The sequence below is a fragment of the Streptomyces sp. NPDC088261 genome, assembly GCF_044740805.1.
Taxonomy (GTDB): Bacteria; Actinomycetota; Actinomycetes; order Streptomycetales; family Streptomycetaceae; genus Streptomyces.
On the sequence record NZ_JBIURL010000003.1, the window covers coordinates 547,279 to 562,469 of the forward strand.

Annotated in this window: 12 protein-coding genes; 7 read left to right on the forward strand and 5 right to left on the reverse strand. The window is 71.5% G+C overall.

From position 1 onward, the window contains the following. Position 1 precedes the first annotated feature (1 nt). The 7 genes from nusA to ACIODU_RS09635 all read left to right on the forward strand — a co-directional run bounded on the left by nusA (position 2) and on the right by ACIODU_RS09635 (position 8,019). Entirely contained in the window at positions 2-1,117 is a 1,116-nt protein-coding gene (gene nusA / locus ACIODU_RS09605) for a transcription termination factor NusA (RefSeq protein WP_356430102.1), read from the forward strand. A 166-nt stretch (positions 1,118-1,283) separates the two neighbouring features. Continuing rightward, positions 1,284-1,574: a YlxR family protein gene (locus tag ACIODU_RS09610; protein WP_356430141.1), complete on the forward strand. Its 291-nt coding sequence runs from the start codon at positions 1,284-1,286 to the stop codon at positions 1,572-1,574. A 177-nt stretch (positions 1,575-1,751) separates the two neighbouring features. Continuing rightward, the gene (infB, locus tag ACIODU_RS09615) at positions 1,752-4,913 is read left to right on the forward strand and encodes a translation initiation factor IF-2 (RefSeq protein ID WP_401765784.1); all 3,162 of its coding nucleotides are present in this window, start codon (positions 1,752-1,754) and stop codon (positions 4,911-4,913) included. A gap of 137 nt (positions 4,914-5,050) precedes the next feature. Then, a complete protein-coding gene (locus ACIODU_RS09620) occupies positions 5,051-5,344 on the forward strand; it encodes a DUF503 domain-containing protein (protein ID WP_161311733.1) in 294 nt (97 codons plus the stop codon). Positions 5,345-5,384: 40 nt separating this feature from the next. Then, positions 5,385-5,870 carry a 30S ribosome-binding factor RbfA gene (rbfA, locus tag ACIODU_RS09625; protein ID WP_401765788.1) on the forward strand — a complete coding sequence of 162 codons (486 nt, stop codon included), beginning with the start codon at positions 5,385-5,387 and terminating at the stop codon, positions 5,868-5,870. Then, the gene (truB, locus tag ACIODU_RS09630; protein WP_356430093.1) at positions 5,867-6,766 is read left to right on the forward strand and encodes a tRNA pseudouridine(55) synthase TruB; all 900 of its coding nucleotides are present in this window, start codon (positions 5,867-5,869) and stop codon (positions 6,764-6,766) included. The genes rbfA and truB overlap by 4 nt, the downstream gene beginning before the upstream one ends. 311 nt (positions 6,767-7,077) lie before the next feature. Continuing rightward, positions 7,078-8,019 (forward strand): bifunctional riboflavin kinase/FAD synthetase, encoded by a 942-nt coding sequence (locus tag ACIODU_RS09635; RefSeq protein ID WP_356430090.1) that lies wholly within the window; start codon positions 7,078-7,080, stop codon positions 8,017-8,019. A gap of 1,030 nt (positions 8,020-9,049) precedes the next feature. On the opposite strand, the gene ACIODU_RS09640 is transcribed toward ACIODU_RS09635, so the two are convergent. Genes ACIODU_RS09640 through ACIODU_RS09660 form a run of 5 tightly spaced genes read right to left on the reverse strand, consistent with a single transcriptional unit; the run spans position 9,050 to position 15,057 of the window. Then, a complete protein-coding gene (locus ACIODU_RS09640; RefSeq protein WP_401765792.1) occupies positions 9,050-10,039 on the reverse strand; it encodes an ABC transporter ATP-binding protein in 990 nt (329 codons plus the stop codon). Positions 10,040-10,070: 31 nt separating this feature from the next. After that, positions 10,071-11,177, reverse strand: coding sequence for an ABC transporter ATP-binding protein (locus tag ACIODU_RS09645; RefSeq protein ID WP_401765795.1), 1,107 nt, complete (start codon positions 11,175-11,177; stop codon positions 10,071-10,073). After that, the gene (locus ACIODU_RS09650) at positions 11,174-12,115 is read right to left on the reverse strand and encodes an ABC transporter permease (RefSeq protein ID WP_401765798.1); all 942 of its coding nucleotides are present in this window, start codon (positions 12,113-12,115) and stop codon (positions 11,174-11,176) included. Before ACIODU_RS09650 ends, ACIODU_RS09645 begins: the two co-directional genes overlap by 4 nt. Next, positions 12,112-13,185 (reverse strand): ABC transporter permease, encoded by a 1,074-nt coding sequence (locus tag ACIODU_RS09655; protein WP_401765801.1) that lies wholly within the window; start codon positions 13,183-13,185, stop codon positions 12,112-12,114. The genes ACIODU_RS09650 and ACIODU_RS09655 overlap by 4 nt, the downstream gene beginning before the upstream one ends. Before the next feature lie 3 nt (positions 13,186-13,188). Then, positions 13,189-15,057, reverse strand: coding sequence for an ABC transporter substrate-binding protein (locus tag ACIODU_RS09660; RefSeq protein ID WP_401765804.1), 1,869 nt, complete (start codon positions 15,055-15,057; stop codon positions 13,189-13,191). Between the last annotated feature and the right edge of the window lie 134 nt (positions 15,058-15,191).

Consider the following 15,191-nt stretch of genomic DNA (forward strand, 5'->3'; position numbering starts at 1 on the left):
CGTGGACATCGATGTGAAGCTCCTGAAGGGCTTGGCACAGGAGAAGGAGATCGCCTTCGACCTGCTGGTCGAGGCGATCGAGTCGGCCCTCCTCATCGCCTACCACCGCACCGACGGCAGCCGCCGCCAGGCCCGGGTCGTGCTGAGCCGGGACAACGGCCACGTCACGGTGTGGGCCAAGGAGGACCCGGCGGACCTGGAGGAGGGGCAGGAGGCCAGGGAGTTCGACGACACCCCGTCGGACTTCGGCCGGATCGCCGCCACCACGGCCCGCCAGGTCATCCAGCAGCGGCTGCGGGACGCCGAGAACGACGTCACCTTCGGCGAGTACGCGCGCCGCGAGGGCGATGTCGTCGCCGGCATGGTCCAGCAGGGCAAGGACCCCAAGAACGTCCTGGTCCGGCTGGACGACAAGATGGAAGCCATCCTCCCCGTACAGGAGCAGGTCCCGGGCGAGCAGTACACCCACGGCCTGCGGCTGCGCACGTACGTCGTCCGGGTGGTCAAGGGGGTACGGGGGCCGTCGGTGACGCTGTCCCGTACGCACCCCAACCTCGTGCGCAAGCTCTTCGCGCTGGAGGTCCCCGAGATCGCCGACGGCTCCGTCGTCATCGAGGCGATCGCGCGCGAGGCCGGCCACCGTACGAAGATCGCCGTCCGGTCGACACGATCCGGTCTCAATGCCAAGGGCGCCTGCATCGGCCCGATGGGCGCCCGGGTCCGCAACGTCATGGCCGAACTGCTCGGTGAGAAGATCGACATCGTGGACTGGTCGGACGACCCGGCGGAGATGGTGGCCAACGCCCTGTCGCCCGCCCGGGTCAGCAAGGTCGAGGTCGTCGACCTCGGCGCCCGCTCCGCGCGGGTGACCGTACCGGACTACCAGCTGTCCCTGGCGATCGGCAAGGAGGGGCAGAACGCCCGCCTGGCCGCCCGTCTCACCGGCTGGCGCATCGACATCCGGCCGGACACGGAGGAGCCGAGCGAGAGCGACGCCGAGACCGACCGGGGCCGCGACCGCGGCGGAGACTGGGACCGCGAGCGCGACGGCGGACCCGACCGGGACCGGGAGCGGGGCCGTACCGCGGACCGCGGCGGCGAGCGGGGCCGGGGCTAGAGAAGGACCGGGGCCGAGGCCCGGAGAAGTCGGGTCCGTCCGCCGGCCGTGACCGGCGGACGGACGGCCCGGTCCTGGGAGATCTTTTCGGTCAGAGTCGCCCGTCGGCGGGCGTTCGAATCCTGGCCCGGAGGGGTGAGGTCGGTGCGGGGAGGTAGACTTGAACGTGTCTGGCCGGACGAGCGACCGAGCCTGCCCTGAGCGAACGTGCGTGGGGTGCCGGGAGCGAGTGGCCAAGAACGATCTGCTGCGCATCGTGCTGAGCGGAGAACAATGTGTTCCCGATCAACGCGGTACGCTGCCCGGCCGGGGTGCGTATGTGCACCCCGCCTTGGTCTGTCTGGACCTGGCAGTCCGCCGTAGGGCGTTCCCCCGGGCCTTCAAGGTCCAGGGACCGCTCGACAGCGCGGAGCTGCGCAGGACCGTCGAAGCCCTCACGGCGACGGCGGCCCGGTAGGAACGGTGCACCGCAGGAAGCACCGCACGAAGACGTACGGCACGGAACCCCGTGCGGTTCAGGTACCTCGCGAGTTGGAAGTAGGTCGAGATTGCGATGAGCACTCGATGAGTACGCGATGAGTACGCCCATGAAGTAGCGACGGTCCGGCGGTAACCCGGACCTAAAAGGAGCGAAGTGGCTAAGGTCCGGGTATACGAACTCGCCAAGGAGTTCGGGGTTGAGAGCAAGGTCGTCATGGCCAAGCTCCAAGAACTCGGTGAATTCGTCCGTTCGGCGTCCTCGACGATCGAGGCGCCGGTTGTACGTAAACTGACCGACGCATTGCAGGGCCCCGGCGGCAACGCCGGCAAGGCCCCCGCGAAGCCGGGAGCGCCGCGCAAGGCGACCCCCGCGAAGCCCGGCGCACCCTCGCCGGCCCAGGCGGCGCGTCCCGCCGCCCCCAAGCCCGGTGTCCCGGCTCCCAAGCCGGTCGCCGCCGAGGCTCCCAAGAGCACGCCCCCCGCGTCCGCCGCACCGGCCCCCGGACCCCGTCCGCCGGCCCCCGCGGCGCCCGCCCCGGCCGCGCCGAGGCCCGCCGCGGCCGCCAAGCCCGCGCCGGCCGCCCCGGAGTTCACCGCGCCCCCGTCGGCCCCGGCCGCGGCACAGCAGCGTCCCGGTGCGACCCCCGGCCCCCGTCCCGCCACCCGCCCCCAGGGCGGTCAGGGCGAGCAGCGCCAGGGTGAGCAGCGCCAGAACGAGCGTCCGGCGGACCGCCAGGGCGAGCAGCGCCAGGGTGGCCGCCCCACGGGCGCCCGTCCCGGCCAGGCCCCGCGTCCCGGTGCCCGCCCCGCGGGCCCGCGTCCGGGCAACAACCCCTTCACCTCAGGTGGCTCCACCGGCATGGCGCGTCCGCAGACGCCCCGTCCCGGCGGCGCCCCGCGCCCCGGCGGTGCCGGAGCCCCCGGCGGCGCCCCGCGTCCGCAGGGTGCCGGCCAGGGCGGCCCCCGTCCGCAGGGCGGATCCGGCCAGTCCGGTCGTCCGTCCCCCGGCGGCATGCCCCGGCCGCAGCAGTCGGCACGCCCCGGTGGCGCGCCCGGCGGCGGCCCCGGTGGCAACCGTCCCAACCCGGGCATGATGCCGCAGCGTCCCGCTGCCGGTCCTCGTCCCGGTGGTGGTCCCGGCGGCGGTGGCCGCGGTCCCGGTGGTCCCGGCCGTCCGGCCGGTGCCGGCGGTGGCGGCGGTCGTCCCGGTGGCGGCGGCTTCGCGGGCCGTCCGGCCGGTCCCGGCGGCGGTGGCGGCGGCTTCGCCGGTCGTCCCGGTGGCGGCGGCGGTGCCCCGGGTCGTCCCGGTGGCGGCGGTGGCTTCGGCGGTGGCGGCGGAGGCCGTCCCGGCTTCGGCGGCCGTCCCGGCGGCCCCGGTGGCCGTGGTGGCACACAGGGCGCGTTCGGCCGTCCCGGCGGGCCCGCCCGCCGCGGCCGCAAGTCGAAGCGGCAGAGGCGCCAGGAGTACGAGGCCATGCAGGCCCCGTCCGTCGGCGGTGTGATGCTGCCCCGTGGCAACGGCCAGAGTGTCCGGCTGTCGCGCGGTGCGTCGCTCACCGACTTCGCGGAGAAGATCAACGCCAACCCGGCGTCGCTCGTCGCCGTGATGATGAACCTCGGCGAGATGGTCACCGCCACGCAGTCCGTCTCCGACGAGACCCTCCAGCTTCTCGCCACCGAGATGAACTACGTACTGGAGATCGTCAGCCCGGAGGAGGAGGACCGCGAGCTTCTCGAGTCCTTCGACATCGAGTTCGGCGAGGACGAGGGCGGCGAGGAGTTCCTCGTGTCCCGTCCGCCGGTCGTCACCGTCATGGGTCACGTCGACCACGGTAAGACCCGGCTGCTGGACGCGATCCGCAAGACGAACGTCGTCGCGGGCGAGGCCGGCGGGATCACGCAGCACATCGGCGCGTACCAGGTCGCCACCGAGGTCAACGGTGAAGAGCGCAGGATCACCTTCATCGACACCCCCGGTCACGAGGCGTTCACCGCCATGCGTGCCCGTGGTGCGAAGTCCACCGACATCGCGATCCTCGTGGTCGCGGCCAACGACGGTGTGATGCCCCAGACGATCGAGGCGCTGAACCACGCCAAGGCGGCCGACGTGCCGATCGTGGTCGCGGTCAACAAGATCGACGTCGAGGGCGCCGACCCGACCAAGGTGCGCGGACAGCTCACCGAATTCGGGCTGGTGGCCGAGGAGTACGGCGGCGACACCATGTTCGTCGACATCTCCGCCAAGCAGGGTCTGAACATCGACAGCCTGCTGGAGGCCGTGATCCTCACGGCCGACGCCTCGCTCGACCTGCGGGCCAACCCGGAGCAGGACGCGCAGGGCATCGCGATCGAGGCCCACCTCGACCGCGGCCGCGGCGCCGTCGCCACCGTGCTCGTCCAGCGCGGAACGCTCCGCGTCGGTGACACGATGGTCGCCGGTGACGCGTACGGACGTGTCCGGGCCATGCTCGACGACAACGGCGACAACGTGGACGTGGCGACCCCGTCGACCCCCGTCCTCGTCCTGGGACTCACCAACGTCCCCGGTGCCGGTGACAACTTCCTGGTGGTCGACGACGACCGCACCGCCCGGCAGATCGCCGAGAAGCGTGCCGCCCGTGAGCGGAACGCGGCCTTCGCCCGCAGGGGCATCCGGTTCTCCCTGGAGAACCTGGACGAGGCCCTCAAGGCCGGCCTGGTGCAGGAACTCAACCTCATCATCAAGGGCGACGCGTCCGGTTCGGTGGAGGCTCTCGAGTCCTCGCTGCTCCAGCTCGACGTCGGCGACGAGGTCGACATCCGGGTCCTGCACCGCGGTGTGGGTGCGGTCACCGAGTCGGACATCGACCTGGCGATGGGCTCCGACGCCATCGTGATCGGCTTCAACGTGCGCGCCGCGGGGCGTGCCGCGCAGATGGCCGAGCGCGAAGGGGTGGACGTCCGGTACTACTCGGTCATCTACCAGGCGATCGAAGAGATCGAAGCGGCCCTCAAGGGCATGCTCAAGCCGGAGTTCGAAGAGGTCGAGCTGGGTACGGCGGAGATCCGCGAGGTCTTCCGCTCGTCCAAGCTCGGCAACATCGCGGGTGTTCTCATCCGGTCCGGCGAGGTCAAGCGCAACACCAAGGCCCGGCTCGTCCGCGACGGCAAGGTCATCGCGGAGGACCTCAACATCCAGGGTCTGCGCCGCTTCAAGGACGACGTCACCGAGATCCGCGAAGGCTTCGAGGGCGGTATCAACCTCGGGAACTTCAACGACATCAAGATCGACGACGTCATCGCGACGTACGAGATGCGCGAGAAGCCGCGAGGCTGACGCGCGGCTGGCAGCCGGGGCCGGTCGGCGGGAGGTATTTCCGTCGACCGGCCCCGGCCGCTGCGTTACGGTTCTGAACGTCCCTGCCAAGCGTTGGCAGGCGTCTGAACCCGCACCGGCGGGACATCCGGATACGCATGTACGTGGGGACTCTCTCCTTCGACCTGCTCCTCGGCGACGTACGGTCGTTGAAGGAGAAGCGCTCCGTCGTCCGGCCGATCGTCGCGGAGCTCCAGCGGAAGTTCGCGGTGAGCGCGGCGGAGACCGGTGACCAGGACGTCCACCGCAGGACCGAGATCGGCCTGGCGGTGGTGTCGGGGGACTGGACCCATCTCAGGGACGTCCTCGACCGGTGCGAACGCATGGTCGCCGGGCACCCGGAGGTGGAGCTGCTGTCGGTACGACGGCGGCTGTACGGCGACGAAGACTGACGTGTACACCAGAGAAACCGATAGGAAGAGTGACGGACCGGTGACCGACAACGCGCGGGCCCGCAAGCTGGCCGATCGCATCCAGGTCGTGGTCGCGGAGACCCTGGACCGGCGAATCAAGGACCCCCGACTCGGCTTCGTGACCATCACGGACGCCCGCGTCACCGGCGACCTGCGGGAGGCCACGGTCTTCTACACGGTCTACGGCGACGACGAGGAGCGCGCCGCGTCCGCGGCGGCCCTGGAGAGCGCCAAGGGCGTGCTGCGCTCCGAGGTGGGCCGGCAGACCGGGGTCCGCTTCACCCCGACGCTGGCCTTCGTCCCGGACGCCCTCCCGGACAACGCCCGCACCATAGAGGACCTCCTCAACAAGGCGCGGGCGAAGGACGCGGAGGTACGGGAGGTGTCGACCGGCAAGACGTACGCGGCCGGCGCGGACCCGTACCGCAAGCCGGAGGACGACGACGAGGCCGACTCCGAGGCCGCCGCCACCCCCACCGACGAGGACGGCTCCACCAAGGAATGACTGACCACACCCCCACACCCGACGGACTTGTCATCGTGGACAAGCCGTCGGGTTTCACTTCGCACGACGTCGTCGCCAAGATGCGCGGGATCGCCAGGACCCGCCGCGTCGGCCACGCCGGCACGCTCGACCCCATGGCGACCGGCGTCCTCGTCCTCGGCGTGGAACGGGCCACGAAGCTCCTCGGACACCTCGCGCTGACCGAGAAGGAGTACCTCGGCACGATCCGGCTGGGCCAGGACACCGTCACCGACGACGCGGAGGGCGAGATCATCTCGTCCACCGACGCGTCGGCGGTCACCCGTGAGGGCATCGACGCGGGGGTCGCGGCCCTCACCGGACCCCTGATGCAGGTGCCGTCCAAGGTCAGCGCCATCAAGATCAACGGCAAACGGTCGTACGCGCGCGTGCGCGGCGGCGAGGAGTTCGAGATCCCGGCCCGCCCGGTGACCGTCTCCTCGTTCCGGGTGTACGACGTGCGCGAGGCCGTCGCCGGGGACGGTACGCCCGTGGTCGACCTCGTCGTCTCCGTCGTCTGCTCCTCGGGGACGTACATCCGCGCCCTCGCCCGTGACCTCGGGGCGGGCCTCGGGGTCGGCGGCCACCTCACCGCGCTGCGCAGGACCCGGGTGGGTCCCTACGCGCTGGACGCGGCGAGGACGCTCGACCAGCTCCAGGAGGAGCTGACCGTCATGCCCGTCGCCGATGCCGCCGCGGCGGCGTTCCCGCGCTGGGATGTGGACGAGCGGCGCGCGAAGCTGCTGCTCAACGGGGTACGGCTCGACATACCGGAGCACGGGAAGGGACCGGTCGCGGTGTTCGGCCCCGAGGGCCGTCTCCTGGCGCTGGTGGAGGACCAGCAGGGCAAGGCGAAGAGCCTGGCGGTCTTCGCCTGAGCCCGGGGCGGCCGGGCGCGGGCGTTCCCCTTCGTCCCGCCGGCCATACCGTGGGGCGCCCGAGCACGCCCGGCCGCCCCACGATCCCCCTCCCGGAAGGGGTCTATCCATCTCCGGCCCCCGCGTCACCCCTTCGGCGGGGCGCGTGGGGTGCGCGCCGGATGCATCGGGGGGCGCGTTCTCGCCGGGAGGGGGCCGGGCGGGCCCTTCGGAGCCCGGTGCCGATGCGGGGGGCGGGCCCCGGGCATGGCAGTCTTAGAGCTGCGTAATCCGGCAATCACGTACACAGTTTCGGGCGAGGAGCGGTCACAGTGCAGCGCTGGCGCGGCTTGGAGGACATCCCCCAGGACTGGGGGCGCAGCGTCGTCACCATCGGTTCCTACGACGGGGTGCACCGGGGACACCAGCTGATCATCGGCCGGGCCGTGGAGCGGGCGCGTGAGCTGGGGGTGCCGTCGGTCGTCGTGACCTTTGACCCGCACCCCAGCGAGGTCGTACGCCCCGGCAGCCACCCGCCGCTGCTCGCGCCGCACCACCGGCGCGCGGAGCTGATGGCGGAGCTGGGCGTGGACGCGCTGCTGATCCTGCCCTTCACCGTCGCGTTCTCGAAGCTCTCCCCGGCGGACTTCATCGTGAAGGTCCTGGTCGACAAGTTGCACGCGCGCGCGGTGATCGAGGGCCCCAACTTCCGCTTCGGGCACCGGGCGGCGGGGAATGTCGCGGTGCTCTCCGAGCTGGGGGCGACGTACGACTACGAGGTCGAGGTCGTCGACCTGTACGTCACCGGCGCGGCGGGCGGCGGCGAGCCGTTCTCCTCCACCCTGACGCGCCGGCTGGTCACCGAGGGCGACGTGGCGGGCGCGGCGGAGATCCTGGGCCGCCCGCACCGCGTCGAGGGCATCGTCGTACGGGGCGCGCAACGGGGGCGCGAACTGGGCTACCCGACGGCGAACGTGGAGACGCTGCCCCACACGGCGATTCCGGCGGACGGGGTGTACGCGGGGTGGCTGACGGCGGCGGGGGAGCGGATGCCGGCGGCGATCTCGGTGGGCACGAATCCGCAGTTCGAGGGGACGGAGCGGACGGTCGAGGCGTATGCGATCGATCGCGTGGGCCTGGATCTGTACGGGCTCCATGTCACGGTGGACTTCTTCTCGTACGTGCGGGGCCAGCGGACGTTCGACTCGATCGAGGGGTTGCTGGTGGCGATCGGGGACGACGTGAAGCGAGCGCGGGAGCTTTTGCCGACGTAGTCGGCCTGGCGGCCGACTGTTGTCCGCCCTCGCTGGACGGGCGTCTGCGGTGTGGTGGGGGGCGCGGCGTCTTGCGTGTCCTCGGCGCTGGACGGGCGTGTGCGCCCCGGTGCGCGGGCGCGGCTTACTGATGTCCTCAATCGCCGGACGGGCTTGATTTTGCCCGCGCGCCCGGTGCCGGGTGCGGTTACTGCTTGTCCTCAAGCGCCGGACGGGCTTGGTGGTGCCCGCTGCGGGCCGCGTTTTCTGGCGCGGGTCGGTTGCCGGGGGCCGGTCAGGGGTCGTGTCCTGCACTGCATGTTTTACGTCGCGTGCGCGCCCTCGTCCTGTTCAACGGTAGCCATGCGACACAAAACACGCTTTACGTTCCGGACACGACCCCTGCCCGTCCCCCTTCCAGGCCCGCGCACAAGCAACCGACGGCCCGTCGGGCGTGGGCGGAACAGGGGTGCCCCGCACCCGGGGGCAACCCAAGCCCCTGGACGCACCCCCAGCCCGCCGGCCACCCCTCAAGCCCGTCCGGCGTTTGAGGACATCGGTAACCCGCACCCATCACCGGCGCGGAGGCCACAATCCACCCCGCCCCGACGCACCCCCAGCCGGTGCGCGGGCGCCCTCTCAAGCCCGTCCGGCGATTGAGGACATCCTTGACCCGCACCGGCGCACCGCGCAGGGGCACCCTCCAGCCCGTCCGGCGTTTGAGGACATCAGTGAGCCGCGCTCGCGTGCCGGGCGGCAGGGACTCCGGGGTGGGCGGGGTCGTTCAGTTCACCGGCGGCGTGAGGGGGGTGGGGTCGGAGGAGGTGCGTGTGGCCGGACGTAAAGCGTGTTTTGTGGCGCATGGCTACCGTTAACGAAACAAGGGCTCGCACGCGCCGTAAAACATGCAGTCCGGACATACGTGCCTCCGCAGGCCCCGCCCCCCGTCACCACGACACACCCAGCCCGTCCGGCGCTTGAGGACAAGTAGTAAGCCGCGCCCGCGCCCCGGGCAGACGCCACAACCAAGCCCGTCCGGCGCTTGAGGACATTAGTAACGCGCACCGGCCACCGGGCGAACGTGACACGCGACCTGGGCGACCGCGTCGCCCGACAGCACCGGCAGCGCACTCGTACGGCACGCCCCCGCCACCGCGCCCGCCTCCCCCGACGCCAAGACCTGGCACCGCGCGTGGAACCGGCACCCCGCAGGGATCCGCGACGGATCCGGTGGCTCGCCCGTCAGGACCACCGGGGGGCCGGGCGACTCCGGCAGGACGGACAACAGCGCCCGCGTGTACGGGTGCTGGGGCGACGTCAGGACCTCCTCCACCGGCCCGGTCTCCACCACCCGCCCGAGGTACATCACCGCCACCCGGTCCGCGATGTTCCACGCCAGCCCCAGGTCGTGCGTCACGACCAGCGCGGAGAGGCCCAGTTCGTCCCGCAGCGACAGCAGCAGCGCCAGGATCTCGCCCCGTACGGACGCGTCCAGGGACGCCACCGGTTCGTCCGCGACGAGGAGTTCGGGTTCGAGGACCAGCGCGCCCGCGATGACGACGCGCTGTCGCTGGCCCCCGGACAGCTCGTGCGGGTAGCGGAGGAAGAAGCGCTCCGGGGGCCGCAGCCCCGCCCGGGACAGCGCCGAGGCGACGGCTTCGCGTTCGTCGCCCCCGTACCCGTGGATCCGCAGGCCCTCCGCCACCGCGTCGTACACGGTGTGGCGCGGGTTCAGGGACCCGCTGGGGTCCTGGAGGACCAGTTGGACCCGCTTGCGGTACGCCTTGAGCGCGCGCGACGTGTGCGTGAGGGGCTCGCCCGCGAAGGTGACGCTCCCGGACGTGGGCGGCACCAGGCCCAGCAGCGTGCGCGCCAGCGTCGTCTTGCCGCAGCCGGACTCGCCGACCAGGGCCACGATCTCGCCGGGGGCGATGTCGAGGTCGACGCCGTCGACCGCCCGTGCGGGCGCCCCGCCGCGCCGCCCGGGGAAGGTGACGTGCAGGCCGGCGGCCGAGAGCAGAGGGGGCGTGCTCGTGGTCATGGGTGGCTCCTCAGGAGGCCGTGGGACCGCCTCATGCCGGGTCGGTGGAGGGGTCGGAGGAGACGTCGGAGGAAGTGCCGGCAGAGGCATCCGCGGCGACGCCGCCAGAGGCGTCCGCGAAGCCGGTCGCGGCGGAGTCCGCGGACGCCCGCCCCGGCGACACGTGCACGCACGCCGCCCGCCGGCCCGGCCCCGCCTCCCGCAGTGCGGGGTCGTCGTCCGCGCACGCGTCCAGCGCGACCGCGCACCGCGGATGGAACGTACAGCCGCCCGGCAGCGCGGCGGGGTCCGGCGGGTCGCCGGGCAGCCCGCGCGGCGCCCGCCGGGAGGCCGGGTCGCCGATGCGCGGGAACGCGGCGGACAGCGCCCGCCCGTACGGGTGCGCGGCCGCGTCGTACACCGCCCGCGCCGGGCCCTCCTCCACGACGCGCCCCGCGTACATCACCGCGAGCCGGTCGCAGGTGTCGGCCAGGACCGTCAGGTCGTGGCTGATCATCAGCAGGCTGATGTCCTGCTCGGCGACGAGCCCCTCGATGAGCCGTAGGATCTGCGCCTGGATCATCACGTCCAGCGCGGTGGTCGGCTCGTCGGCGACGATCAGCCGGGGATCGCACGCCAGGGCCATCGCGATCATCACGCGCTGGCGCTGCCCGCCGGAGAGTTCGTGCGGGTAGGCGCCCGCCCGGGCGGCCGGCAGCCCGACCTGTTCGAGCAGGGCGCCCGCCCGGCGCCGGGCGGCGGCCGGGGTGGCGCGCTGGTGCAGGACCACCGGTTCGGCGATCTGGTCGCCGATCCGGTGGACCGCGTTGAGCGAGTGCATCGCGCCCTGGAAGACGATCGACGCCCCCGCCCACCGTACGGCGCGCAACCGCCCCCACTTCATGGTGAGGACGTCCTCGCCGTCGAGGAGGATCTCGCCGGTCACCTTCGCCGAGGCGGGCAGCAGGCGCAGCAGGGCCAGCGCCAGGGTGGACTTGCCGCAGCCGGACTCGCCGGCGACGCCGAGCTTCGTACCGGCCCCGACGGTCAGGTCGACGCCGCGCACGGCCGCCGCGCCGGAGGCGTAGGTGACATGGAGATCCCTGATCTCCAGCAGGGGGGCGTGGGTGGGTGGGGTGGGTGTCGTCGGGATGGTCAACGGAGCGCCCCCAGCTTGGGGTTGAGCACGGTCTCGACGGTCCGGCCGCAGAGTGTGAAGGCCAGCGCCACCAGCGCGATCGCGACGCCGGGCGGAGCGAGGTACCACCAGTGCCCGGAGGAGACGGCGCCCGCCTCCCGCGCGTCCTGGAGCAGGCCGCCCCAGGAGACGACGGTGGGGTCGCCGAGCCCGAGGAAGGCCAGGGTGGCCTCGGTGAGGATCGCGCTGGAGATGCCGAGGGTGGTCTGCGCGAGCACCAACGGCATGACGTTGGGCAGCACATGGCGCGTCATGATGTGCCGGTGGCCGCCGCCCAGCGCCCGGGCCCGCTCGATGTACGGCCGGGACTCGACCGCGATGGTCTGCGCCCGTACGAGCCGTGCCGTCGTCGGCCAGCTGGTCACCCCGATCGCCACGATGACGGTCCAGATGGAGCGGGACATCACGGTGGCGAGGACGATCGCGAGGACGAGGGTGGGCATCACCAGGAACCAGTCGGTGATCCGCATGATGACGGTGGAGTACCACCGCCCGTAGTGTCCCGCGACGATGCCGACCAGTGTCCCTATGGCGACGGACAGGGCCGCCGCCAGCAGTCCGACGGTGAGCGAGATGCGCGAGCCCCAGACGAGCAGGCCGAGGAGCGACCGCCCGAACTGGTCGGTGCCCAGGGGGAACCGGCCGCTCGGCGACTCCAGCGCCGTCCCGGGCGCATGGGTCACACTCTGTACGTCGCCGCCGACGAGCAGTGGGGCGAAGAGGGCGGTCAGTGTGATCAGCGCCAGGGCCGCGAGTCCGAAGAGCCCGGACCGGTGCGTACGGTACTGCCGCCAGAAGCGGGCCACCGAGTCGCGCCGCCGGGTCCAGGCGAGGGAGGAGGCGGTCGGCGGGGCGGGAGCCGGCGGGGAGGGGAGCGGCGGGGTCTTCTCCAGTGTCATCGGCCCACCCGGGGATCGAGCAGCGGATAGAGCAGGTCGGCGAGCAGGTTCATCAGGATCATCGCGCCCGCGAAGACGACGAACAGGCCTTGTACGAGAGGGAGATCGGGCACGCTGAGTGCCTGGTAGAAGAGGCCGCCGAGGCCCGGCCAGGAGAAGACCGTCTCGACGAGGATCGAACCGGCCGCCACATGGCCCAGGTTGATGAACACCATGGTGACGGTGGGCAGCAGGGCGTTGGGTACCGCGTGCCTGCGCCGTACGAGATCGTCCCGCAGGCCCTTCGCGCGGGCCGTCGTCAGATAGTCGCCGCCCATCTCGTCCAGCAGCGAGGAGCGCATGACCAGGAGCGTCTGCGCGTATCCCACGGCGACCAGGGTCACGACGGGCAGCACCAGGTGGTGGGCCACGTCGGTGACGTACCCGAAACCGCTCGAACTGCCCGACGACATACCGCCGGTGGGGAACATCCCGGGGATCGGGCCGATGCCGACGGAGAAGACGATGATGAGGAGCAGGCCCAGCCAGAAGGACGGTACGGACCAGAGGGTCAGCGCCACACCCGTGTTGATCCGGTCGCCGAGGCCGCCGTTGTGCCAGGCGGAGCGGGTGCCGAGCCAGAGCCCCAGCGCGGAGTAGATCACCACGGCGACCCCCATGAGGAGCAGGGTCGCGGGCACCTTCTCGCCGATCAGCTCGCCGACCGGCGCGCGGAACTGGTACGAGGTGCCGAGGTCACCGGTCAGGGCGTTGGCGCAGTAGTCCGTGAACTGCCGCCACATGGGCAGGTCGAGGCCGAACTGCCTGCGCATCGTGGCCAGTTGCTCGGCCGACGTCGGCACACCGCGCGTCATGGCCTTCACCGGGTCGCCGGGGATGATCCGGAACAGGAAGAAGCTGGTGACGAGCACGGCGATCAGAGAGACGACCGCACCGCCCAACTTGCCCGCCCCATAGCGGAGATAGGCGGTCGCGGTGCCGGACGAGCGGCGGTCCGCCGCGTCCGGCGGCGCGGGCTCCTCCGGGCCGCCGGCGTCCCGCACCGCACCGGGAGTGCTTGCGGTACTCATGGGTTATTCACGGTCTTCCGCGGTGGAACGGCGGCGCATCACGACGAAGAGCCCGAGGGCGGCCACGACCACCACGGCGGCTCCGATCCCGATCACCACACCGGTGGAGGACGAGCTGTCCGCGCTGTCGTCGCCCGCGGCCGGTACCGCGGACCACCAGCTCCAGTAGCCGTCCTGGCCCCAGAGGTTGCCGGCGGCCTCCGGCATCGTCGTGATCGACTTGATCTGGTCCGTACGGTACGCCTCGACGGCGTTCGGATAGGCCATGACGTTCATGTACCCGGTGTCGTACAGCCGCGACTCCAGCTGCTTGACCAACTCCGCGCGCCGGGCGGGGTCGTACTCCGCGGCCTGTCGCGCGTAGAGCCCGTCGTACGTCTTGTCGCAGATGAAGTTGTCGGTGGCGCCGCTGTCCTTGGGCGTGGCGGGCAGCGCGTCGCACGTGTGGATGGAGAGGACGTAGTCGGGGTCGGGGTTGACGGACCAGCCGTCGAAGGCCAGGTCGTAGTCACCGGCGAGCCAGGGGTCCGAGACGTTGTCGAGGCACTCGACCTCCAGCCCGATGCCCAGGTCGCCCCACCACTCCTGGAGGTACTTCCCGACGGCCTTGTCGTTGGGGTCGGTGGCGTGGCAGAGGATGCGGAAGTCGAGCGGCTTGCCGTCCTTGCCGACGCGCTTGCCCGAGCTGTTCTTCTTGTAGCCCGCCCGGTCGAGGGTCTCGGCCGCGGCGGCCGGATCGTACCCGAGTGCCTGCTCGGGCGAGGGCTGCCAGAAGTACGAGGCGAAGCGCGGCGGGATGTAGCCCTGGCCCTCCACCGCGTGGCCCTGGAAGACCTTGTCGATGACGGTCTTGCGGTCGACGGCCTGGAAGAGCGCTTTCCGTACGGCCGGGTCGAGCAGCGCGGGGTGCCCGTTGCCGAACTTCTTGCCGTCCTTGGACCGGGCGCCGGGGTTGGTGGCGAGGGCGTAGAAGCGGCGGCCGGGCGCGTCGTTGACCTTGATGTCGGCGGTGGCCTTGAGCGAAGCGGCCTGGGCCGGGGTGAGGTTGGGGACGAACGAGACCTCGCCCTTGCGCAGCGCGGCGACGGCCGCGTCCCCGTCCTTGTAGTACTTGAGCACCAGCTCGTCGAACTTGGGCGCACCGCGCCAGAAGGTCTTGTTCGGCTTCAGCTTGATGTACTGGTCGACCTTGAAGTCCGTAATGATGAAAGGCCCGTTGCCGACGACCGGGAACTCTTTGTCGTTGTTGAACTTGGAGAAGTCGCCGACCTTCTCCCAGATGTGCTTCGGCACGATCGGCACGTCGAGCGCGGTCATCGTGGCCTGCGGCTTGTCCAGTTCGATGACGAGCGTCCGCGGGTCCGGGGCGGTCACCTTCTTGAAGTTGGAGGTGAAACTGCCGTTGGCGGTCGCCGCGTTCTCGTCCGTCATCATCTTGTTGAACGTCCAGGCGGCGTCCTCGGCGGTCGCCTGCACGCCGTCGGACCACTGGGAGTTGTCGCGGATGGTGAACGTCCACGTCAGCTTGTCCGCCGACGGCTTCCACGCCGTCGCGAACCCTGGGACCGTGTGCGCGTCCTTGGGGTCGTAGTTCGTCAGGTACTCGTACGTCAGACGGTGAACCGTCGTACCGAGCAAGGTCTGGGACAGGAACGGGCTCAGGGAGTCGACACTCTGGCTGACCGCGAGCGTGAGCACCTTCTTGCCGTCGGCTGCCTGGGCCTGCTGGGGCGCCGGGAGCAGCGGGGAGAACGGGATCACGGTCCCGGCGACGAGCGCGCCGGACAGGGCGCCGGACGCCAGGAGCAGACGGCGTCGGGAGGAGTGCCTCAAGGGCTGTCGCGTCGGGCGTGGGGGAACGCTGTGGACCATAAGACGGTGACCTCGTGTCATCACTCGCACGGAGAAGCCGGGTGGATTCTGGATCGCCAACTGGTGAAGCGCAGGTCTATCAGCGGTCGTCCGGCCGCGTCAACGGCGGCCGGACACCCCGTGTGGGCTGCGGG